Source organism: Halarchaeum salinum, assembly GCF_039520965.1.
GTDB lineage: Archaea > Halobacteriota > Halobacteria > Halobacteriales > Halobacteriaceae > Halarchaeum > Halarchaeum salinum.
This window is the reverse complement of record NZ_BAAABL010000021.1, coordinates 26,506-47,888: the sequence shown is the minus strand read 5'-3', so window position 1 is coordinate 47,888 and position 21,383 is coordinate 26,506. Positions and strand designations below refer to the sequence as shown.

Genomic DNA, 21,383 nt, shown 5'->3' with positions numbered 1-21,383 from the left:
GAAGCGGACGTGGAGGACCTCTGGGCACGCGTGCAGACCGAGGACGTCGGTCCCGCGGACCTCGAGGCGGCCGACGCCGACACGATCGACGCGTTCCTCGAAGCGCTGGAGGCGGGCGAGGTCCGCGCCGCCGAGAAGGACGCAGGCGAGTGGGAGGCCGTCGAGTGGGTGAAGCGCGGCGTCCTGCTGAACTTCTCGCTGCGCGAGACCGAACCCCGCGAGTACGGCGGCGTCACCTACCACGACGTCCTGCCGCTGCGCGACACCGCGGACCTCGGCGAGCGCGGCACCCGAAACACGCCGGACGGGACGACGATCCGCCGCGGGGCCTACATCGGCTCTGATGCGATCCTGATGTCGCCCGCGTTCGTCAACATCGGCGCGCACGTCGGCGACGGCACGCTCGTCGACTCCTCGGACACCGTCGGTTCGTGTGCCCAGATTGGCGACAACGTCAAGCTCGGCGCGAACACGCTCATCGGTGGCGTCCTGGAGCCCGTCGAGGACGCGCCCGTCGTCGTCGAGGACGGCGTCTCGCTGGGTGCCGGCTGTCGCGTCACCTCCGGCTTCGTCGTCGGCGAGGACTCCGTCGTCGGTGAGAACACCCTCCTGACGCCGCGCATCCCGGTCTACGACCTCGTCGAGGAGGAAGTCATCTACGGGCATCTCCCGCCGGAGCGCCGCGCGTTCACGCGCTTCGTCGAGTCCTCCATCGGCGAGCACGAGCTCTTCGACGGCAGCGCGTACAAGCCCGCCGTCGTCGCCACCGACCTGGAGGCGAGCACGCTCGAGGCCAGCCAGCGCGAGGAGGCGCTCCGGGAGTGAACGGGGACGGGGACACGGCGGGCCCGTCCGTCCGTCGGCTCTCGGAGTGGAACGCCGACGACCTGCGGGCGCTCGCCGCCGAGTACGGCACACCGCTGTACGTCGACGACCTCGAACGCGTCCGCGCGAATCACGCGCGCCTCGCCGGGGCGTTCCCGGATGCCGAGGTGCTGTTCGCCGTGAAGGCCAACGCGGGGCGACACGTTCTGCGCGCGCTGCGCGACGCCGGCGCGGGCGCGGAGTGTGCGAGCGCGGGCGAACTCGCGCGCGCCCTCGACGCCGGGTTCGCGGCGGGCGAGATCCACTACACAGCCGTCAATCCGCCCGCCGAGGATCTCGACTACGCGGTCGACGTCGCGGCGGCACACCCCGCCCTCACCGTGACGGCGGGCGCACGCGACACGGTCGAACGCCTCGCCGAGCGCGGCTTCGCGGGGCGCTTTTGCCTCCGCGTTCACCCAGGCGTCGGCGCGGGCCACAGCGAGTCCGTGTCGACCGGGAAGGACGCGAAGTTCGGCGTGCCGGCGGACGAGGCGAGTGAGGTGCTCAACACCGCAGCCGACCACGGCTTCGACGTCGTCGGGCTGCACGCGCACGCGGGCAGCGGTATCACGAACGACCAGCTCGACGATCACGAGCGGGTGGTGTCGACGCTCGCGGACGTGGCGCGCGAAACCACGCACAACTTAGAGTTCGTGGACGTCGGTGGCGGCTTCGGGGTCCCGTATCGCGAGAGCGAGGACCCGCTCGATCTCGCGGCCGTAGCCGAGCGGACGCGTGACGCCCTTACCGACGTGGACGCAACGCTGACGATCGAGCCCGGGCGCTACCTCGTCGCGGACGCGGGCGTCCTCCTCACCGAGGTCAACACCGTGAAGCGCGTATCCGGGAGCGTCATCGCGGGCGCGGACGCCGGCATGACGACGCTCGTCCGCCCGGCGATGTACGGCTCGTATCACCCGATCCGCTCGCTGGCCGACGACGACCGGGCGACCGAGGAGGTTTCGGTCGTCGGGCCCGTCTGTGAGAGCACGGACGTCCTCGGCGAGGCGCGCGCGCTGCCCGCCCCCGAGCGCGGCGATCTGCTCGCGGTCGGCAACGCGGGCGCGTACGGCGTCGAGATGGCGTCGAACTACAACTCGCGCCCGCGACCCGCGGTCGTCGCGCTCGACGACGGACCCGAACTCGTCCGGCGACGCGAGACGCTCGCGGACGTAACGCACGCCGAGGACACGGCACACACCTACCCAGATCCATGACGAACTACGACGTCTACCACGGCACCGGAAACGACTTCGCGGTCGTCGACGCCGATGACGCGCCCGAGAAGACGGCGTTTGGCACCAACCTCTGTCGGTCGCTCGACGTCGATGGGACGCTGTTCCTCGGGATCGCGGACGGCGGCGAGCGTGCGACGATGACGCTCGTCCAGCCGGACGGCTCGCGCGCGGCGATGTGCGGCAACGGCGCGCGCTGTGCGGCGAAGTGGGTGAGCGAGCGCACCGGGCGGGACGCCGTCACCCTCGAGACGGGTGCGGGTCCGCGGCGCTGCACGATCGAGGGCGACACCGTGACGGTCGAGATGGGGACGCCGGCGTTCGCCCCGGACGACGTTCCGCTCTCCCGCGAGGCCGCATTCGTCGACGAGGCGCTCGAAGGGTACGCGATCACGGCCATAAACACCGGCGTCCCCCACGTCGTGACGTTCGTCGACGACGTGGACGCCGTCGATCTGGCAGAGATGGCCCCGCCGATCCGCCACCACGAGGTGTTCCCGGAGGGCGCGAACGTGAACCTCGCGACGGCGCGTGAGGACGGCGGCTTCGATCAGCGCACCTACGAGCGCGGCGTCGAAGGCGAGACGCGGGCCTGTGGGACGGGCGCGGTCGCTATCGCCGTCGTCGCCGCGTCCCTCGGCGAGATTCCCGAGACGGGCGAGGTGACCGTCTCGCCGCCGGGCGGCGACCTCACGATCGGGCTACGCGAGGACGAGACGACGACGCTGTGCGGCCCGACCGAGCGCGTGTTGACCGGCGAGGTGTCGGACGCGTGAGTTTCGATCCCATTTCGTTCCTCGAACGCGCCGTCGAAACGCCCTCGCACGAGGACGTCGACGCGATGCGCGAATTGCTCGTGGACGCTATCGAGGACGCAGGCGTCGAGGCCCGCGTGGACGACGCGGGCAACACGCTCGCGTCGAAGGCGGGGACGCGCGAGGGGCCCCACGTCGTGTTGAACACGCATATCGACACGGTGACGCCACACGTCCCGCCGAAGCGGGATGGCGACGTCCTGCGCGGGCGCGGGTCGTGCGACGCGAAGGGGCCCTTGGCGACGCTGCTCGCGGCGTTCGTCGCGTCGGAGCCCACACGCGGCCGGCTGACGCTCGCGGTAACGCCGGACGAAGAAACCGAGTCGACGGGCGCGGACGCCCTCGATCTCGACGCCGATTGCTACATCGTCGGCGAACCTACCGAACTCGACGCCTGCACGGCCGCACGCGGGCGCTTCCAGGGAACAGTGACGCTCTCGGGTGTTGCGGCGCACGCCGCGGAGCCCGAGTCCGGCGTCTCCGCGATCCAGGGCGCGGCGACGGCGCTCGACGCACTGGCGTCGTTCGACGAGGAGCGCGGCCCGGACACACACCCGTCGCTTGGCGCGCCGACGCTGACGGCGACGACGATCGAGGGCGGCGGGGCGACGAACCAGATCCCCGCCGACTGTGCGTTCGTCATCGACCGGCGTTCGGTGCCGCCGGAGTCGGCCGACGGGTTCTTCGCCGGCCTGCGCGAGCACCTGCGGGCGGCGATCCCCGACGACATCGGTCTCGCCGTCAAGCCCCAGGAGCGAACGACGCCGTTCCTGGAGGCCTTCGACACGCCGCACGACAGCGACGTGGTGCGCGCGCTCTGCGGGGCGGGTGCGGGCGACCCGCGGCCGTTCGGGGCGGCGACGGAAGCGTCGTACTTCGCGCGCGACGCGCCGACGGTCGTCTTCGGCCCCGGCTATCTCGCGGACGAAACGGGCGCGGTCGCGCACGCCGAACGCGAGTACGTCGACCTCGACGAGGTCGAGACGGGCACGCGGATCGTCACCGACGCACTCGTCGAGCTGCTCGGCTGAGGGCGGGTCGCTCGGTTGAGAGAGGCCGGCGTCGGATCACCTACCCGAAGAAGACGTCCACGACGTCGCTCCCTCGATTCCCGACATCGCGGTAGAGTTCCGTGTAGCCACAGCCCTCACAGGTCACGGTCTCGAAGCGATTCGTCTGGACGTCGAACATCTTGGAGAGGCCGGAGCCGGTCGTGGAGATGGAGCCGGTCGCGGCATCGTCGTGGCCGCATTTCGGACAGCCGTAGTCGTCGGTGTCAGTGCCGGTCTCGCTCGGGGAGGAATCAGGATCGGACATCGCGGGCAGGAGTGCGTCCGCCGTCCTCAAAAGTCTTCGCGCGCCTCAGACGTCGCGTGCGAGGTCGGCGGCGACGCCCGTGTAGCCGGTCGGCGTGAGGGCGCGTAGTTCCTCGCGGACGTCGGGTGAAACGTCGAGGTCGTCGAAGAGGGCGCGGAAGTCGGCGAGGGTGACGCGCTCGCCGCGCGTGAGGTCCTTCACGCGCTCGTAGGCCTCGGTATCGCCCTCGCGGCGGAGGATCGTCTGGACGGCCTCGCCGATGATCTCGGGCGTCTCCTCCAAGTCCTCGCGCATCACCTGCTCGTTGGGGACGACCTTCGCGAGGCCGTCCTGGAGTTTGACATAGCCGAGGAGGCAGTAGGCGAAGGCCGCGCCGACGTTGCGCTTGACGGTGGAGTCGGAGAGGTCGCGCTGGAGGCGCGACGTCGGGAGGTAGTCGGCGAGGAAGGCGAGGTCGCTGTTGGCCTTCGAGAGGTTCCCCTCGGAGTTCTCGAAGTCGATGGGGTTGACCTTGTGGGGCATCGTCGAGCTCCCGGTCTCGCTCTTGGCGGCCTCCTGGCCGAGGTAGCGCTGGGAGACGTAGGTCCAGACGTCCTTGTCGAGATCGAGGAGGACGGTGTTGGTCTCGCGGAGCGCGCCGAAGAGCGCGGCGACATCGTCGGAGGGGTTGACCTGCGTCGTGGGCTCAACGTGATCAAGGCCGAGCGAGGCGACGAAGTCGCGGGAGAACGCGCGCCAATCGACGTCGGGGTAGGCGACGTGGTGGGCGGCATAGTCGCCGGACGCGCCGGCGAGTTTGCCCGCGAGGCCGTCGGCGGCGGCCTCGACGTCCGCGAGCTTTCGGCCGAGGCGGGCGGCGTAGACTGCCATCTCCTTGCCGAACGTCGTCGGTGTGGCCGGCTGGCCGTGGGTGCGTGCGAGCATCGGCGTGTCGGCGTGCTCGTGGGCGAACTCGACGAGGTCGTCACGGATCGCACGGAGTTCGGGAACCAGAACGTCAGTGACGGCCGGTTTGAACAGGAGGCGATACGCGAGATTGTTGACGTCCTCGCTGGTGAGTGCGAAGTGGATCCACTGATGGACGCGCTCGGGGGCGTGCTCGCGGACGAAATACTCGACGGCCTTCACGTCGTGGTTGGTGGCGGCGTAGGTCTCGGTCCCCTTCGTCTCGATACGCTTGACGAGTCGTGCCGAGTCGTCGTCGAAGGCCTCGTAGGCGTCGCGGAGCGTCGCGCGTTCGGCGTCGGAGAGTTCGAGCGGCGTCGCCTCACAGTCGGCGAGCGCGCAGAGATACTCGACTTCGACGCGGACGCGGGCACGGATGAGGGCGGCCTCGCTCGCGTAGTCGGCGAGCGGGGCAGTCCGGGAGGCGTAGCGTCCGTCGAGCGGCGAGACGGCGTCGAGGGGGTCGGGCATGGGCGTCACTCCCGCTTGGCGGCCTAAAAGCGTGCCGGTCCCGACCGCCATATATGTGTATATGTGAGTGCGAATAGGGCGATATATTGGCTATATATATGCTCGTTCATGCATACATAGGGCTGCGGAACCGAAACCACTTTCATCGTGGCGGTCGCGACTGCCTCGTATGAAACTCGCCGGCATGGCCAGCAACCGTGGACGGAACCTGCGACACATCGCCGACCGCGCGCCCGGCGGTGCCGAGTTCGCCGTGATCCTCACGAATGACGCCGACGCGCCCGTACTCGACGCCGTTGCGGAGCGCGACATCCCGACCGAGGTCGTCGAACGGGACGCCGACGAGTCGCGCGAGGCCCACGAGGAGCGCGTCCTCGACGCACTCTCGGCCTACGAGTTCGAGCTCGTCACTCTCGATGGCTACATGCGCGTCCTCACGGAGACGTTCCGTGACGCGACGCCGACGACGCTGAATGTCCATCCGAGCCTCCTGCCGTCGTTCCCCGGCGCGGACGCCCACGAGCAGGTCCTCGACGCCGACGTGAGCGTGTCGGGCGCGACGGTCCACGTCGTCACCGACGAGGTCGACGCCGGCCCGATCGTCACACAAGAACCCGTCGCGGTCTACGAGGACGACGACGCCGCGTCGCTGAAAGACCGCGTGCTCTACGACGCCGAGTTCAAAGCGTATCCACGCGCCGTCAAGTGGTTCGCTGAGGGCGAGGTCGATGTCGCCGACGGCGAAGTCACCGTCTCGGCAGACGTTGCCGAGGACCTCCCGCTGCGCCGGATCGAGGGCGCGGACCGCGCCGCCGACCTCCGATACGGGGAGAATCCCCACCAGGACGCCGCTGTCTACGGCGACGCGTCCTGCGAGGAGCCGAACGTCGTCGACGCCGACCAACTCAACGAGGGCGCGAAGGCCCTCTCGTACAACAACTACAACGACGCCGACGGTGCGCTCAGCCTCATTAAGGAGTTCGAGAAGCCCGCCGCCGCGGCGATCAAGCACACGAACCCCGCGGGGTGTGCGACCGCGGACACCCTTGCGGAGGCCTACGAGGACGCACACGCCACGGACCCGATGAGCGCGTTCGGCGGCATCATCTCGCTCAACCGGCCGTGTGACGAGGCGACCGCCGAGCTGATCGTCGAGTCGTTCAAGGAGGTCGTCGTCGCGCCCGGCTACACCGACGCCGCGCTCGACGTCCTCACGGCACAGGAGAACCTTCGCGTGCTCGACGTCGGCGGCGACGAACTTGGCCCCGACGTCGTGAGCGAGACGTACACCGACCAGTCGCTCGTCGGCGGCCGTCTCGTCCAGGAGCGCGATACGTGGGCCCCGAACCCCGACGACCTCGAAGTCGTCACCGAGGCCGAGCCGACCGAGGCGCAGATCGAGACGATGTGCTTCTCGTGGCGCGTCCTCAAGCACGTGATGTCGAACGGGATCGTCCTCGCGAAGGACACGGAGACCGTCGGCGTCGGCATGGGGCAGGTTTCGCGCGTTGATGCGGTCCGCCTCGCCGCGATGAAGGCCGAGGAGCACGCCGAGGACAAGGGCCCCGAGGGCTCCGTCATGGCCTCGGACGCCTTCTTCCCATTCCCGGACGCCATCGAGGAGGCAGCAGAGGCCGGCGTCTCCGCCATCATCCAGCCCGGCGGGTCCAAAAACGACGATGCGGTCATCGAGGCCGCGAACGAGCACGGGATCGCAATGGCGCTCACGGGCAGTCGGACGTTCCGCCACAGCTAACGCGGTTAGCGACGGCGCGAATTGATCCCCTTCCTCGGCCGTCGGCTCTGCTTCGTGTCTCCCCGTGTTCTCGTCTCGTCGCGCCGTCGCCTCCGTCGCGACCCCCTATGCATTCGACACGCATTTGGCGACCGGTGCGGACGTATCGGTATGCGCTACGACGAGGCCGCGAACTTCCTCCTCGACCTTCGGCGGTTCAGCCCGCGGGCTGGAACGGAGGGGATCGCGGACCTGCTCTCGACCCTCGACGACCCACACCGGGGCCCGACGTACGTACAGGTCGCGGGGTCGAACGGGAAGGGAAGCACCGCCCGGATGGCCGAGACCGCGCTCCGCGAGACCGACCTCGACGTCGGTCTCTACACGTCGCCACATTTCGACGATCTCCGCGAACGCATCCGCGTGAATGGGCGAAAGATCCCGGAGTCGGCGGTCGCCGACTACACGGCTGCGATCGAATCGTACGTTATCGAGCACGCAGCGATCGGGGACTCGCCGACGTTCTTCGAGGCGGTCACGGGGATGGCGCTCTGGCACTTCGGGCGGATGGACGTCGACGTGGCGGTCCTCGAAGTCGGTATCGGCGGCCGGTACGACGCGACGAGCGTCGTCGATCCGAGCGCGGCCTGCGTGACGAGCATCTCGCTCGAACACACGGACATCCTCGGCGACACCGTCGCGGAGATCGCCCGCGAGAAAGCTGCCGTCGCGCCCGACGACGCACCGCTCGTGACGGCGACGACGGGTGAGGCCCGTGAAACGGTTCGCGAGGTGGCCGGCGATATCGTGACGGTCGGCGAGTCAGCCGATGACGACGTTTACGTCTCCTATGGGGGGCCGATTTCGACGGGTGAGGCGAGCGTGACGATCACGGACGACGAGGAGACGCTCGACGCACGCATCCCGCTGTTCGGGTCGCATCAAGCGACGAACGCGGGGATCGCGGCGACGCTCGTGCGCCAACTCGTCGATATCGACGACGCGACGCTCGCACGCGGGTTGCGCAAAGCCCACTGGCCGGGGCGCTTCGAGATGATAGGCGACGACCCGCTCGTCGTCCTCGACAGCGCGCACAACCCCGGGGCGTGCGCGGCAGTCGCGGACACCCTCACCGACTTCGACTACGACGACCTCCACCTCGTCATCGGCGCGATGAACGACAAGGACCACACCGGGATGGCCGACGCGCTCCCGACGGCCGATCGCGTCTGGGCGTGTCGCCCGGACACCGGCCGAGCAGAGGACGAGGCCGCGCTCGCGAGCGCGTTCCGCGATGCTGGTGCGGGCGAGGTGACGACGCGGCGCGCCGTCGAGAGCGCACTCGATCGTGCGCTCGATGCCGCGGACGCGGACGACTGCGTGCTCGTCGCGGGGTCGCTGTACACCGTTGCTGAGGCCCGGCGACGCTGGACGCGGGTGTCGGTCCCGAAGCGCGCCGACAACCTTGAGGCGTCGCGTGCGCATCTCGAACGCGCGCACGTCACTCCGGCTGGCGCGTGGCGGATGCGCGCGAAGGGCGTCCACCGCGTCGTCCGAGCCCACGTCCAGAAGCGCCAGGCGCAGTACCTCAAGGAGGAGCTGTTGAGTTTGGGGGGTGAGTGTGCGGTCTCGGGGCTCAACGAGCAAGCCCGCGGCACCGTCGACGTCGTCATGATGGGGACGCTCGCTCAGCTCAAACGCCTCTGTGGGAAGCTCGACGGCCAGCCGTACGGGCTGTCAGTTTACGCCGACGAACTCCGTGAGACGCTGGACATCGAGACCGACGACGACGCGCCCGACTACCCGTGGACGGGTGATGGAACCGCGGTGATGGGCATTCTGAACGTCACGCCCGACTCGTTCCACGACGGCGGCGAGTACGAGGCCGTCGAGGATGCCGTCGCGCGCGCCGAGCAGATGGTCGCCGACGGTGCCGACATCGTCGACGTCGGTGGCGAGTCGACGCGGCCGGGCGCGGATCCGGTCCCCATCGAGGAGGAGGTCGAGCGGATCGTCCCCGTCATCGAGCGGATCACGGACCTCGACTGTCTGATCAGCGTGGACACGATGAAGGCCGAGGTCGGCCGCGCGGCACTGGAGGCGGGCGCGGACATCCTCAACGACGTGACGGGACTGGAAGATCCGGAGATGCGCTTCGTCGCCGCGGAGTACGACGCGCCGCTAATCGTGATGCATTCGCTGAACGCCCCGGTCGAACCCGGCGAGGAGCCCGAGTACGACGACGTGGTCGAGGACGTCATCGACGAGCTGCGCGAGCGCGTCCTGCTCGCCGAGAAGGCGGGCCTCCCGCGCGAGAAGCTCGTCGTCGACCCCGGTCTCGGCTTCGCCAAGACGGCCGGCGAGGAGTTCGAGATCCTCAAGCGCACGGATGAGTTCCACGCGCTCGGCTGCCCGGTGCTCATCGGCCACTCACATAAGTCAATGTTCGGGGCGGTCGATCGGTGGCCGGATCACGGCGGGTACGCCACGGTCGCGGGCACGGCGATCGCCGCCGAGCGCGGCGCGGACATCGTTCGCGTGCACGACGTCCCCGAGAACGTCGCGGCGGTACGAACCGTCGAGGCGACGCGTCGGGGCGCGGAGACGGACGTGGAGGCCGACGATGAGTGAGCGCGACGACGGCCGCGCGTCCTACCTCCGCGCGGTCCACGAGGCGTACGACGAACTCGCGCGGGTCCACCGCGAGGCCCGCACGGCCGTCGGCGAACCCGGTATCGATCAGGTGGACGCGGTCGCCCGCGACCTCCCGGACGGCGCACGCGTCCTCGACGCGGGGTGTGGCTCCGGCGTGCCGGTCCTCTCGCGCTTCGACCTCGCCTTCGACGTCGTCGGCCTCGACCTCTCGCGCGAGCAACTCGGTCGCGCTCACGAACGCTCACCGACGGCGGGGCTCGTGCAGGGCGACATGACGTCGCTCCCGTTCGCGGACGGCGTCTTCGACGGGCTCGTCGCGCTCCACTCGATCATCCATGTGCCGCGCGAGGCCCACCCGAGCGTCTACCGGGAGTTCCAGCGCGTGCTCGCCGACGGTGCGCCCGCGCTCGTCACCACGGGCACGGACGCCTACGAGGGCGGCACGCCGAACTGGCTCGGCAGCGGCGTCGAGATGCACTGGAGTTTCCCCGCGGCCGAGGAGACGCTGGCGAGCCTCCGCGAGGCCGGCTTCGAGATCGACGAAGAGACGCGGGTGCCGGACGAACACGGCGGCGGCGAGTTCCTCTTCGCCCGCGTGCGGGCCTAGAGCGAACGATAGCGATCAACGTGGCGCGCGAGGAACCGCCCGACATCGTAGTCGGCGTAGGCCTCGTTCACCGACATCTGCGCCATCGCCGTCGCCTCGCGCAGACACTCGACGAGCGCCTCGTCGCTCGTCGCCAACAGGCCCCGGTCCGCGTGCTCGACGAGTTCGTGCGCCGCCGAGTTCGCGTGGTACTCGACGACGCCGACGCAGCCGCAGGTGAGCGCGCGCAGGAGGTCGGTGGGGAACGATGTCCGATAGGCGGTCTGCGCGTAGACGTGCGCGCCAGCGAAGAGCGCGAGCCGACGGTCGAGATCCTGCGCGCCGACGAAGTCGACCCGCTCCGCGATCCGCAGGTCGCGGGCCTGTCGCTCGTAGCGCTCGCGTTCGGGTCCGTCGCCGATCACGGTCGCCGACCACTCCCGGTCGCGGAACTCCGCGAGCGCGAGCAGCAGCGATTCGAGGTTTGCGTCGGCGTCCAGCCGTCGGGAGTAGACGACGTCGCCCGCCTCGGGGTCGGGCTCGACGGTGCGGACGCGCGCCATCTCCACGGGGTTCGGGATCCGCGCGAGCGCGTCGTCCGGGACGCCGAGTTCGCGGACCGCCGTCGCGACGAGTTCGGAGGGGACGATGACCCCGTCCGCCGCCCGGACCGCCCAGCGGTGGGCGCGCGTGTCGCGTGGTGGCTCGTAGTAGTCGAGGACGACCGGCGCGCCGAACGCGGTGGCGACGCGTGCGCCCAGCGTGCGTTCGGGGTTCGCGCCCGCGACGTGTACGACATCGGGGTCGAAGGCCCGGAGTCCGGGGACGAGTCGAAGCGTGCCCCAGCGCTCGCCCGGCGTCGCCGCGATCGCGCGATACGTGACGCCGTCGTAGTCGAACGTCGGGAAGTCGCCGTCCCACCAGCGGGCGCAGAACACCTCAACATCGTGGCCGTTGGCGTCGAACAGGCCGACGAGCGTGTCGAGGCGCGCGGCGGCATCGTCAGTGCGTCGCTCCACGCCGTCGTGACGAACGGTCCGGTCCGAGACGATCGCGACGCGCATGTCAGCGGGTGTGTGCGAGGCGAGCAAAAGCCTTCCTCCATCGTTTTGCGCCGTGTCCCCCCGGAATCACGAGCGGGTATAGCAGGCGGTGGAGAGGTAGAACTATCCTCGCGCCGGCGCACCTCCCGCTATGGCCTACGACATCGAGCGGTACCTGAACGTTCGGAGCGCCGGCGGGCCGTCGTTCGGCCCGGACGGCCAGCTGGCGTTCACGATGGACACGACGGGCGTCGCGCAGGTCTGGCGGCTCGACCAGCCCCGGGCGTGGCCGGACCAGCTCTCCTTTCACGAGGAGTCGGTGAGCGTCGCGTCGTACTCGCCGACGCGCGACGAGCTCGTCTACGGGATGGATCGGGGCGGGAACGAGCGGACCCAGCTCTACCGGCTCGCGGGCGACGGGAGCGAAGAGGTCGCCCTCACCGACGACCCCGAGACGATCCACGGGTGGGGCGGGTGGAGCCACGATGGCGAACGGTTCGCGTTCACCGCGAACCGCCGCGACGAGGGGAGCTTCGACGCGTACGTCCAGTCGCGGGACGCCGCGGGTCCGGACGCTGCCGAGCTCGTCGTCGACGGTCAGGAGCGGGACCTGCTCTCCGTCGCCGGCTGGAGCCCGTCGGACGACCGGCTCCTGCTCCACGAGACGCACTCGAATCGCTCGCACGACCTCCACGTCCACGACCTCGACACTGGCGAGACCGAAGCGTTGACGGCTGAGCGCGGCGGCGAGGTGCGTTACAGCTCCGTCGCGTGGGGGCCGGACGGTAAGACGCTATACGTGGCGACGGATCACGAGCGCGATACGCTCGCGCTGCGCGAACTCGACCCCGAAACGGGCGACCTCGGCCCGGTCGAGATCGGCGGCGACTGGGACGTCTCGGGCGTCAGCGTCGACGCCGCGACGCGGACGATGGCCGTCGTGCGCAACATCGAAGGGTACAGCGACCTCTCGCTCTTCCGGCTGGAGCACGACGGCGAGCGGGTCGCCCTCGCCGATCCCGACCTCCCCGACGGCGTCCTGATGGGCCTCTCCGTTGGACCGGACGGCGAGCGTCTCGCGGCGGCCGTCTCCACACCGACACAGAACACGAACGTCCACGTCGTCGACCTCGAAGGCGGCGCGAGTGAGCGCTGGACGGACGCGGCGACCGCGGGCATCCCGAAAGCGACGTTCCACGAGCCCGAGCTCGTGCACTACGAGAGCTTCGACGGACTGGACGTCCCGGCGTTCTGCACGTTCCCCGACGGCGACGGCCCCCATCCCGTCATCGTGGACATCCACGGCGGTCCCGAATCACAGCGACGGCCCTACTTCCTCGCCTTACGGCAGTACTTCGTCGACAACGGCTACGCGGTCTTCGAGCCGAACGTCCGTGGATCGTCGGGGTACGGACGCCGGTACATGAACCGCGACGACGTCGAACAGCGGATGGACGCGGTCGCTGACCTCGACGCCGGTGTGGAGTGGCTCACCGCGCGCGACGACGTCGACGACGACCGGATCGTCGCCTACGGGGGCTCGTACGGCGGCTTCATGGTCCTCGCGGCGCTCACCGAGTACCCCGAGCGCTGGGCCGCGGGCGTCGACGTCGTCGGGATCGCGAACTTCGTGACGTTCCTCGAAAACACCGGCGAGTGGCGACGCGATCACCGCGAGGCGGAGTACGGCTCGCTGGCCGAGGACCGGGAGTTCTTGGAGTCGATCTCGCCGATCAACAATATCGGGGACATCGCGGCCCCCCTGCTCGTCATGCACGGCGCGAACGACCCGCGCGTCCCGGTGGACGAAGCGGCGCAGATCGCCGACGAGGCGAGCGAGCACGTCCCCGTCGAGAAGCTGATCTTCGAGGACGAGGGTCACGGCTTCTCGAAGCTGGAGAACCGCATCACGGCGTACCGAACGGTCGTCGACTTCCTCGACGAGCACGTCTGACGACGAATCCACCCGAGACGCCCATGGGTGCGAGTCTCGGTGACGAGAGCGGGCCCAAAACGATTCGTCGGCGCGACGGACGCCCTACTTGATCTTCGTGCCGGGCGCGGCGTCGCCGTGTGTGGTGAGGAGGTCCGCGTCCTCGCCGGCGGCGAGCACCATCCCGTTCGACTCGACGCCGAACAGTTCGGCCTTTTCGAGGTTGGCGACGACGACGACACGCGTCCCTTCGAGGTCCGCGATGTCGTGGAGCTGCTTGAGGCCGGCGACGATCTGCCGGGTCTCGACGCCGATGTCGACGGTGAGGCGGAGGAGGTCGTCGGCACCCTCGATGCCCTCGGCCGTCTCGATCCGGCCGACGCGAAGATCGAGGGCTTGGAAGTCGTCGAAGCTGATTCGCTCGTCGGCGAGCGGTTCGAACTCGTCAGTAGTGTCCTCGGTCATCGTGGTGTTGTCTTCGTCGGTGGTGGTGTCTGCATCGCTTTCAGTTTCGTCGCGCTCGTCCTCGTCGTCCGCGGTCGCCTCGGCGACGCGCTCGGCGAGTTTCTCGTTGAGTTCGGCGACGCGCTCGTCGTCGATCTTCTCGAAGAGCGGGCCGTCGGGCTCGGGGAAGTGCTCGGGCGGGGCCTGGAGGCAGTCGCCGATCGTGGCGTCGGCGGCGCTGCCGTCGGCGGCGAGTTGGGCCCACGCGTCCTCGGCCTTCTCGGGCGCGATCGGCTGGAGGAGGATCGTGACGGCCTTCACGAGCTGCACGCAGTCGCGGATGACGGGCGCGGCCGCCTCATCGTCGAGCTTCCACGGCTCGGCGTTCTGGATGTACTCGTTGCCGTAGCGCGCGAGGGCGACGGCGGTCTCGCCGGCCGCACGAACGTCGTAGTCGTTGAGGGCGTCCTCGTAGTCGTCCATCGCCTCGGCGATCCGGGTCTCCGTCTCGTCGGTCAGCTCGGCGTCCGGCGTGCCCTCGAAGTTGCGCGCGGCGAAGAGGAGCGCGCGGTTGACGAAGTTCCCGACGACGTCCGCGAGCTCGGTGTTGACGCGCTCCTGGAAGCGCTCCCAGGAGAAGTTGACGTCGCGCTCGAAGCCGGCGGCAGTGGCGAGGTAGTACCGGAGGAGGTCGGGGTGGAACCCCTCCTGGAGGTATTCGTCGGCCCAGATGGCTCGATTTCGGCTCGTGGAGAAGGCCTCGCCGTTGAGGTTGACGAAGCCGGTCGCGCAGACGGCGCGCGGCTCGTTGTAGTCGGCGGCCTTGAGCATCGACGGCCAGAAGACGGTGTGGTGCTGGATGATGTCGCGCCCGATGACGTGGACGATCTCGCTCTCGCCGTCCTGCCAGACGTCTTCCCAGTCGTACGTGTCGGACCCGACGCGCTCCGAGTACTGCTTGCTGGAGGCGACGTACTCGATTGGTGCGTCCACCCAGACGTAGAGGACGAGGTCGTCCTCGCCGCTCACCTCGTCGGGGTAGTCGATGCCCCAGTCCATGTCGCGGGTGATACAGAGGTCCTGCAAGTCGCCCTCGATCCACTCGCGGGGCTGGTTCTGCGCGTTGCTCGTCCCCTCCATCCGGTTGATGAACCCCGTGAGGTACTCCTGGAACTCGGAGAGGCGGAGGAACTTGTGTTCGCGCTCGCGGTACTCGGCGGGGTTGCCGGTGAGCGTGCTGACGGGATCGACGATGTCGCCGGGTTCGAGGTGGCGTTGACACCCCTCGTCGCACTCGTCGCCGCGGGCGTGTTCGCCGCAGTAGGGACACTCCCCCTCGACGTAGCGATCGGGGAGCCACTGGTCGGCGTCGGGGTCGTAGGCGACCTGGATCTCCTTCTCGTAGACGTGGTCGTTCTCCTCCCACGCGCGGACGAACGCCTGCGTGAGTTCGACGTTCGTCTCCTCGTGGGTGTGACCATAGTTGTCGAAGTCGACGTTGAACCGCGGGAACGTCTCCTCGTACTGTTCGTGGTGGCGTAGCGCGAACGACTCGGGGCTGACGCCCTCCTGCTGGGCGTTGACGGCGATGGGCGTCCCGTGCATGTCCGACCCGGAGACGAACGCCGTCTGCTGGCCGAGCGTTCGGAGCGCGCGGCTGAACGCGTCGCCGCTGACGTACGTCCGCAGGTGACCGACGTGCAGGTCCCCGTTCGCGTAGGGGAGCCCACAGGTCACGAGCGCCGGGTGTTCCGTCGGGAACTCCTCGTGAGTCATGTCCGTACCACCGAACCGTGTCGGCCTAAATCCCGCGGATTCTCGGTGCGCCGTCATCCGTCGGCGTGGCTCGGCGGCGTCGCCCACCCGCGTGGCTCGACGGCGTCGCCGTCCATCGCCGAACGCGGGACTTAGGGGGATAGACGACCTTCGATCGGAGGCGTCGATCCCATCGCCGCCCGTCGGTTCGACCGCCGGAACGATGTGCCTTTACCTGTTGCATACCAATACGTTACACATGGGATTTGGTAGCTACGACGAGTCCGAGCAGGAGAACCAAAACACCGAGGCCGACTATGACGAGGAGGACGCCGTCAGCGTCCACGAGAACGACCACGACGGCAGCGTCAGCTTCGACACCGGTGCCTCCAGTGGCGAACTCGTCGATCGCCTCCAGGACATGAAGGGCGACGACGAGGACGACGCGTAGCTCAGAGGACCGCGAGCGTCCCCTCGACGAGGAGGACGGTGACGACGAGCCGGCCGACGCTCCCGGCGAACGTCGCGACCGAGAACTTCACGTAGTCGCTTTCGAGGACGCTGAAGGCGTAGATGGAGAGCGTGTCGGGGAAGAAGGGAACACAGAGCGCGAGCGCGAGGCCGATGTACCCGTACGACTGAACGAGGTCGACGACGCGGTGCTTCGACCACGCGACGGGTTCGTAGCCGGCGCGCCGGAGGAGATTTATCACGGGCCCGGAGTGTGTCGCGCCGTGGCCGATATAGAGCGCGACGACGCTGCCCGCGGCCTTGCCGATCCCGCTCGCGAGCATCACGAGCACGAGTTGAACGGGATAACTGAAGCCCATGTCGAGGCTCGCAGCGGGGATGAGGACGACCTCGCTCGGGAGCGGGAGGACGACCGCGATCAGGAAGGAGTAGACGGCGACGATGAGGAGCGCGAGCGGCCCGGTCGCCGTCTCGACGAGGTGCTGGAGTCCGAAGATGTCCACCGGGAACGCGAGCGGGGCGGCGAACAGCGTGCCGACGGTCAGCCGTGCGACGAGCGCCGTCATCGTGGTTATTCCCTTGTCCCGACTCGGGCGGTGTCGAGCGTGTCGAGGAACGCCTCGAGCATCGCGCGAGTGACGTGTGGCATGCAGACGACGCGGGCTTCGCCGCTCCCGGTGCGCGAGAGCCGCCAGCCGTCCGCGCGGACGGCGTCGAACGTCGCTTCGGGGAGGTCGAAGGCGACGAGCGGGAGCTCGGGTGTAACGACGTCGTACCCCCGATCCCGGAGGTTCTCGGCGAGATAGGTGGCGTTCGCCGTCGCGCGCTCGTGGTTCTCCCGGTACTCGTCGGGCCACTGCGCGTCGAGCGCCGCGGCCGCGCCGGCGACGCCCGCGCCGCTTCGCGTCCCCGCGAGCGTCGCCTGCGACGTCGTCTCCAGATACGGCGTTTCGACGGCGAGCGCGTCGAGCGTCGCGTCGTCACGAGCGAGGAATCCGCCCGCGGGGATCGGCGCGCGCCCGACCTTGTGCGGGTCGATGGTGAGCGTGTCGACGGGCGCGTGGCCGAAGTGCCACGCGTGGTCGGTGAACGGGAGGTGGAAGCCCCCCCACGCGGCGTCGACGTGGAAGCGTGTGCCGGCCTCGCGTGCAATCGCCGCGAGCTCCGGGATCGGATCGACGCGGCCGAACTCCGTCGTGCCGGCGACGCCGACGACGAGCGCGGTGTCGTCGTCGACCGCGGCGGCCACGGCGTCCGGGTCCGCGCGATAGTCGTCGTCGGTCGGAACGAGCCGAAGGTTGACGTCGAGGACGTCTGCGGCCTTCTGGAACGAGAAATGCACGCTCGTCGGTGCGACGACGACCGGGTCGTCGCTCGCCGTGAGATCGCGGGCCGCGCGAACCGCCTGCATATTCGCCTCCGTGCCACCACCCGCGACGTATCCCGCGGGATCGGCGAGGCCGGTGACGGTGCCGAGGGCGTCGAGTACGTGCTCCTCCAGCGCGGCGACGTCGGGATACGTCGCCGGGTCGCCGGGGTTGTCGGCGAGGAACCGCTGTGCCGCTCGGGCGGCCGCGGGATGCGGGCGCGTACACATCGAGGAGAGCACGCGATCGAACGCCTGCGGCGTCGCGTCCATACCGACGCGAGGATGCGCCGGCCGTTTAAGCCGTCGGTTCGGGGCCACACCGACCACGGGTGCGATGCGGCTTCTGTTCGTCGACGCGTCTCGGTGTCGACGCCGAGTACGCCGACGAGGAAGTGTCGTCGGCGTCTCCACCTACGTATCGCACTGAGCCGACTATCGAACGGAGTCGAGGATCAACCGCTGCTCGACGCGCTTGGCCTCGTGCTGGACGTCGCGGACGGCGTCCACGTTCGCGCTGATCGAGGAGACGCCGCGCTCGACGAGGAAGTCCACCATCTCGGGCTTCGAGCCCGCCTGCCCGCAGATCGAGGTGTCGACGTCGCGTTCGCGACACGTCTCGATTACGTTCTCGATGAGCGCGAGCACGCCCGGGTGGAGTTCGTCGTAGCGGTCGGCGACGTGCTCGTTGTTCCGATCGACCGCGAGCGTATATTGAGTCAGGTCGTTCGTCCCGAAGGAGACGAAGTCCGCGCCGACGTCACAGAAGTCCGCGACACAGAGCGCCGCAGCGGGCGTTTCGACCATCACGCCCCACCGTCGCTTCTCGATGTCGACGCCGGCGGCTGCGAGCGCGTCGCGCGCCGCCCGCGCGTCATCGCCGTCGTTCACGAGCGGGAACATCACCTCGACGTTATCGTACCCCATCTCGTAGAGGCGCGCGAACGCCGCGAGTTCGAGTTCGAACAGCTCGGACTCCTCGAGCGAGCGGCGAATGCCCCGATAGCCGAGCATCGGGTTGTGCTCGTGCGGTTCGCTCTCGCCGCCCTCCAGCTGGCGGAACTCGTCGGTCGGGGCGTCGAGCGTCCGCACACGCACCGGCCGGGGGTAGAACTCGTCCGCGACGGTGCGGATGCTGTCGACGAGTTCGTCCGTGTACGCCCGCTCGCCGTGTGTCTCGACGTAGCGTTCGGGCGTGACGTTCGTCGAGAGGATCATGTGCTCCGTGCGCAGCAGGCCGACGCCGTCCGCGCCCGTGGCGGCCGCACGCTCGGCGGCCTCCGGGATGGAGACGTTCACCTTCACCTCGGTGGCGGTCATCGGCTTCACGGGCGTGGTCGGGCGCGCGTCCTCGACGGGTTCGCGCTCCTCGTCGGGTTCGGCGGCCCCCGCCTCGACCGTCCCGCGATCGCCGTCGATCGTGATCGGCTGGTCGTCGCTGAGCACCTGCGTCGCCGTTTCGGTGCCGAGCACCGCAGGGACGCCGAGTTCGCGCGAGACGATCGCCGCGTGACTCGTCATCCCGCCCTCGTCGGTGACGATGCCGGAGGCACGCTTCATCGCGGGCACCATGTCCGGCGTCGTCATCGAGGTGACGATGACGTCGCCCTGTCCGACCTTATCGAGCTGGTCGAGGCCGCCGACGATCCGCGCGGCACCGGAGGCGATGCCGGGGCTCGCGCCGAGCCCGGAGACGAGCGTTTCGCCGTCGTTCTCGTGGCTCGTGGCGTCCGCGGCGTCGTCGATGGTCGTGATCGGACGCGACTGGAGCATGTACACCTCGCCGTCGGCGATCGCCCACTCGACGTCCTGCGGGGTGTCGTAATGCTCCTCGACGCGCTCGCCGAGCCGGAGCAGTTCCGTCAACTCGGCCTCGTCGAGGACGCGCGCGTCGCGGCGTTCCTCGCTGACCTCGCGCTCCGTCGTCTCGCCCGTCGCGGGGTCGCGCTCGACGAGCGTCTTCTTCGTCGCCACCGTGACCTCCTCGATCTCGCCGCTCTCGCGGTCGATGACGTAGTTGTCCGGGGAGACGCTGCCGGAGACGACGCCCTCGCCGAGCCCCCACGCGGCCTCGACGATCGTCGTCGGTGCGCCCGTCGAGGGGTGACTCGTAAACAGCACGCCGGACTTCTCGGCGTCGACCATCCGCTGGACGACGACGGCGATGTCGACGCGCTCGTGGTCGAAGCCCTGTTCCTCGCGGTAGTAGATCGCGCGCTGGGTGAAGAGGCTCGCCCAGCAGCGTTTCACCCGTTCGAGGAGATCCTCGCGCGTGACGTTGAGATACGTCTCCTGCTGGCCGGCGAAGCTCGCGTCCGGCAGGTCTTCGGCCGTCGCCGAGGAGCGCACGGCGACGAACGGGGCGTCCCCGAGGTCGTCGTACGCGGCGAGGACGCTCTCGCGGACCTCGTCGGGCATCCCGGCGTCGAGGACGAGTTCCTTCGCGGTCGCGGCGGCCTCGGCGAGCGCCGCGGAGTCCTCGGGGTCGACGTCGAGGGCCGCGAAGAGCTCGTCGGCGACGCCCGACTCCTCGAGGAACGTCCGATACGTGTCGGCGGTCACGACGAACGCGGACGGTACCGGGAGCCCAGCCTGCGTGAGCTCTCCCAGCGACGCGCCCTTCCCCCCGACGCTCGGCACGTCCTCCGCACTGATGTCTGCGAGCCAACGTACTGGCATTAGGCACGCGAAAAGACAGCACACCCCGGAATAGGCGTTTCGGGTTCCGAGAGCGCCGAATAACTATTCGTCACCGAGTTAATTCGGCGTCGCCGAACCGGCGACGCGGCGGGCCGATCTCACGCTTCGATGATGTCGTCGTCGTCCTCGGCGTCCGGGACGATCAGGTCGCCATCGAGCGCCGTCACGGCCTCGCCACCGACCTGCACCGCATCGTCGACGCGGACGCGGACGGTTCCGGGCCGATCGACGTAGTGGCCTTGCTCGATGCGGAGTTCGTCGGGCGCGTCGCCGCCGAACGCCCCGATCCCGTCGAGATACGCGCCCGCAGCGCCGGCCGCGGTCCCCGTCACGGGGTCCTCGTGGATCCCGACGGGCGCACAGAACGCCCGCGCGTGGAGCGTCGACTCGCGTTCGAGCGTGTCGAGCGTGACCGCGTAGACCCCCTGCGCGCCGATGTCCTCGCAGAGGTCGCAGAGTGCATCGTCGTCGGGGTCGGCGTCGCCGAGCGTGGCGAGGTAGTCGAGGCCGACCACGAGGAACGGAAAACCGGTGTCCGCGACGGCGAACGGGAGGTCGTCGACGAACGACATCGCCTCGACGCCGAGCGCGTCGGCTACGCGTTCCGCGTCGAGGTCGGTCCGGTGTCGCACGGTCGGGTCGCGCTGGTGCATCCAGACCGTCCCGGACGCCTCGATCTCGACGTCGAGGACGCCGACGTTCGTCTCGACGGTGTGCTCGCCGGCGTCGATCGCCCCCGCCTCGTGGAGGTGGGCGTGGGCCGCGATCGTCGCGTGCCCGCAGAGATCAACCTCCGTCGTCGGCGTGTGGTAGCGCAGGCGGCGCTCGGCGTCGTCGCTCGGGGTCACGAACGCCGTCTCGCTCGCGCCCAGTTCGCGCGCGATCGCCTGGCGTTGGTCGTCGCTCAGGCCGTCCGCGTCCGGGACGACGCCCGCGGCGTTGCCGTCGAGCGGGCGATCGGTGAACGCATCACAGAGGAGGGCGCGTGTAGTCTGCACGCTCCATCCGTCACACGCCGCGCAGTTGAACGCTGCGCTCCCCCGAT

17 protein-coding genes are annotated in these 21,383 nt (G+C 69.4%); 9 read left to right on the top strand and 8 right to left on the bottom strand.

The window, feature by feature from the left end:
• Positions 1 to 9: 9 nt before the first annotated feature.
• The 4 genes from ABDZ36_RS02035 to ABDZ36_RS02020 are packed head-to-tail and all read left to right on the top strand — an operon-like array spanning position 10 to position 3,948.
• Positions 10 to 825: a 2,3,4,5-tetrahydropyridine-2,6-dicarboxylate N-succinyltransferase gene (locus ABDZ36_RS02035; RefSeq protein WP_425545297.1), complete on the top strand. Its 816-nt coding sequence runs from the start codon at positions 10 to 12 to the stop codon at positions 823 to 825.
• A complete protein-coding gene (lysA, locus tag ABDZ36_RS02030) occupies positions 822 to 2,084 on the top strand; it encodes a diaminopimelate decarboxylase (protein WP_211311764.1) in 1,263 nt (420 codons plus the stop codon). The genes ABDZ36_RS02035 and lysA overlap by 4 nt, the downstream gene beginning before the upstream one ends.
• Complete coding sequence (gene dapF / locus ABDZ36_RS02025) at positions 2,081 to 2,878, top strand: diaminopimelate epimerase (protein WP_211311763.1); 798 nt, start codon at positions 2,081 to 2,083, stop codon at positions 2,876 to 2,878. Before lysA ends, dapF begins: the two co-directional genes overlap by 4 nt.
• A complete protein-coding gene (locus tag ABDZ36_RS02020; RefSeq protein ID WP_211311762.1) occupies positions 2,875 to 3,948 on the top strand; it encodes a M20 family metallopeptidase in 1,074 nt (357 codons plus the stop codon). Before dapF ends, ABDZ36_RS02020 begins: the two co-directional genes overlap by 4 nt.
• Before the next feature lie 40 nt (positions 3,949 to 3,988).
• Here the strand turns inward: ABDZ36_RS02020 and ABDZ36_RS02015 are convergent, their stop codons facing one another.
• Both ABDZ36_RS02015 and purB read right to left on the bottom strand, forming a co-directional pair.
• Entirely contained in the window at positions 3,989 to 4,234 is a 246-nt protein-coding gene (locus tag ABDZ36_RS02015; RefSeq protein WP_211311761.1) for a zinc ribbon domain-containing protein, read from the bottom strand.
• A 45-nt stretch (positions 4,235 to 4,279) separates the two neighbouring features.
• Entirely contained in the window at positions 4,280 to 5,650 is a 1,371-nt protein-coding gene (gene purB, locus ABDZ36_RS02010) for an adenylosuccinate lyase (RefSeq protein WP_211311760.1), read from the bottom strand.
• Positions 5,651 to 5,819: 169 nt separating this feature from the next.
• On the opposite strand from purB, the gene ABDZ36_RS02005 reads away from it, so the two are divergent.
• The 3 genes from ABDZ36_RS02005 (at position 5,820) to ABDZ36_RS01995 (ending at position 10,647) form a co-directional block, all read left to right on the top strand.
• Positions 5,820 to 7,406, top strand: a complete 1,587-nt coding sequence (locus tag ABDZ36_RS02005; RefSeq protein ID WP_211311759.1) for a formyltransferase family protein — start codon at positions 5,820 to 5,822, stop codon at positions 7,404 to 7,406.
• Between the two features lie 150 nt (positions 7,407 to 7,556).
• Positions 7,557 to 10,016, top strand: coding sequence for a dihydropteroate synthase (gene folP, locus ABDZ36_RS02000; protein ID WP_211311758.1), 2,460 nt, complete (start codon positions 7,557 to 7,559; stop codon positions 10,014 to 10,016).
• Positions 10,009 to 10,647, top strand: coding sequence for a class I SAM-dependent methyltransferase (locus ABDZ36_RS01995; protein WP_211311757.1), 639 nt, complete (start codon positions 10,009 to 10,011; stop codon positions 10,645 to 10,647). The genes folP and ABDZ36_RS01995 overlap by 8 nt, the downstream gene beginning before the upstream one ends.
• On the opposite strand, the gene ABDZ36_RS01990 is transcribed toward ABDZ36_RS01995, so the two are convergent.
• Entirely contained in the window at positions 10,644 to 11,690 is a 1,047-nt protein-coding gene (locus ABDZ36_RS01990; protein ID WP_211311756.1) for a glycosyltransferase family 4 protein, read from the bottom strand. The genes ABDZ36_RS01995 and ABDZ36_RS01990 overlap by 4 nt on opposite strands.
• Before the next feature lie 130 nt (positions 11,691 to 11,820).
• Between ABDZ36_RS01990 and ABDZ36_RS01985 the strand changes: the two genes are divergently transcribed.
• Positions 11,821 to 13,623: a S9 family peptidase gene (locus ABDZ36_RS01985; protein WP_211311755.1), complete on the top strand. Its 1,803-nt coding sequence runs from the start codon at positions 11,821 to 11,823 to the stop codon at positions 13,621 to 13,623.
• Positions 13,624 to 13,707: 84 nt separating this feature from the next.
• On the opposite strand, the gene metG is transcribed toward ABDZ36_RS01985, so the two are convergent.
• Positions 13,708 to 15,822, bottom strand: a complete 2,115-nt coding sequence (metG, locus tag ABDZ36_RS01980; RefSeq protein ID WP_211311754.1) for a methionine--tRNA ligase — start codon at positions 15,820 to 15,822, stop codon at positions 13,708 to 13,710.
• A 238-nt stretch (positions 15,823 to 16,060) separates the two neighbouring features.
• On the opposite strand from metG, the gene ABDZ36_RS01975 reads away from it, so the two are divergent.
• Positions 16,061 to 16,252 carry a DUF5786 family protein gene (locus tag ABDZ36_RS01975; protein ID WP_211311753.1) on the top strand — a complete coding sequence of 64 codons (192 nt, stop codon included), beginning with the start codon at positions 16,061 to 16,063 and terminating at the stop codon, positions 16,250 to 16,252.
• Between the two features lies 1 nt (position 16,253).
• On the opposite strand, the gene ABDZ36_RS01970 is transcribed toward ABDZ36_RS01975, so the two are convergent.
• The 4 genes from ABDZ36_RS01970 to ABDZ36_RS01955 form a co-directional block, all read right to left on the bottom strand.
• Positions 16,254 to 16,838: a YqaA family protein gene (locus tag ABDZ36_RS01970; RefSeq protein ID WP_211311752.1), complete on the bottom strand. Its 585-nt coding sequence runs from the start codon at positions 16,836 to 16,838 to the stop codon at positions 16,254 to 16,256.
• Positions 16,839 to 16,843: 5 nt separating this feature from the next.
• Entirely contained in the window at positions 16,844 to 17,911 is a 1,068-nt protein-coding gene (gene mfnA / locus ABDZ36_RS01965; protein ID WP_211311751.1) for a tyrosine decarboxylase MfnA, read from the bottom strand.
• Between the two features lie 162 nt (positions 17,912 to 18,073).
• The gene (gene ppsA / locus ABDZ36_RS01960) at positions 18,074 to 20,317 is read right to left on the bottom strand and encodes a pyruvate, water dikinase (protein WP_211311750.1); all 2,244 of its coding nucleotides are present in this window, start codon (positions 20,315 to 20,317) and stop codon (positions 18,074 to 18,076) included.
• Between the two features lie 119 nt (positions 20,318 to 20,436).
• Positions 20,437 to 21,336 (bottom strand): PhzF family phenazine biosynthesis protein, encoded by a 900-nt coding sequence (locus ABDZ36_RS01955; RefSeq protein WP_211311749.1) that lies wholly within the window; start codon positions 21,334 to 21,336, stop codon positions 20,437 to 20,439.
• Positions 21,337 to 21,383: the final 47 nt, after the last annotated feature.

What these genes read in the sequence shown, in the direction of transcription:
- ABDZ36_RS01975 (WP_211311753.1), top strand. Translation starts at nt 16,061, where the DNA reads ATGGGATTTGGTAGCTACGACGAGTCCGAGCAGGAGAACCAAAACACC.
- purB (WP_211311760.1), bottom strand. Translation starts at nt 5,650, where the DNA reads ATGCCCGACCCCCTCGACGCCGTCTCGCCGCTCGACGGACGCTACGCC.
- mfnA (WP_211311751.1), bottom strand. Translation starts at nt 17,911, where the DNA reads ATGGACGCGACGCCGCAGGCGTTCGATCGCGTGCTCTCCTCGATGTGT.
- ppsA (WP_211311750.1), bottom strand. Translation starts at nt 20,317, where the DNA reads ATGCCAGTACGTTGGCTCGCAGACATCAGTGCGGAGGACGTGCCGAGC.
- metG (WP_211311754.1), bottom strand. Translation starts at nt 15,822, where the DNA reads ATGACTCACGAGGAGTTCCCGACGGAACACCCGGCGCTCGTGACCTGT.
- ABDZ36_RS01970 (WP_211311752.1), bottom strand. Translation starts at nt 16,838, where the DNA reads ATGACGGCGCTCGTCGCACGGCTGACCGTCGGCACGCTGTTCGCCGCC.
- ABDZ36_RS02005 (WP_211311759.1), top strand. Translation starts at nt 5,820, where the DNA reads ATGAAACTCGCCGGCATGGCCAGCAACCGTGGACGGAACCTGCGACAC.
- dapF (WP_211311763.1), top strand. Translation starts at nt 2,081, where the DNA reads ATGACGAACTACGACGTCTACCACGGCACCGGAAACGACTTCGCGGTC.
- ABDZ36_RS01985 (WP_211311755.1), top strand. Translation starts at nt 11,821, where the DNA reads ATGGCCTACGACATCGAGCGGTACCTGAACGTTCGGAGCGCCGGCGGG.
- ABDZ36_RS01995 (WP_211311757.1), top strand. Translation starts at nt 10,009, where the DNA reads ATGAGTGAGCGCGACGACGGCCGCGCGTCCTACCTCCGCGCGGTCCAC.
- folP (WP_211311758.1), top strand. Translation starts at nt 7,557, where the DNA reads ATGCGCTACGACGAGGCCGCGAACTTCCTCCTCGACCTTCGGCGGTTC.
- ABDZ36_RS01990 (WP_211311756.1), bottom strand. Translation starts at nt 11,690, where the DNA reads ATGCGCGTCGCGATCGTCTCGGACCGGACCGTTCGTCACGACGGCGTG.
- ABDZ36_RS02015 (WP_211311761.1), bottom strand. Translation starts at nt 4,234, where the DNA reads ATGTCCGATCCTGATTCCTCCCCGAGCGAGACCGGCACTGACACCGAC.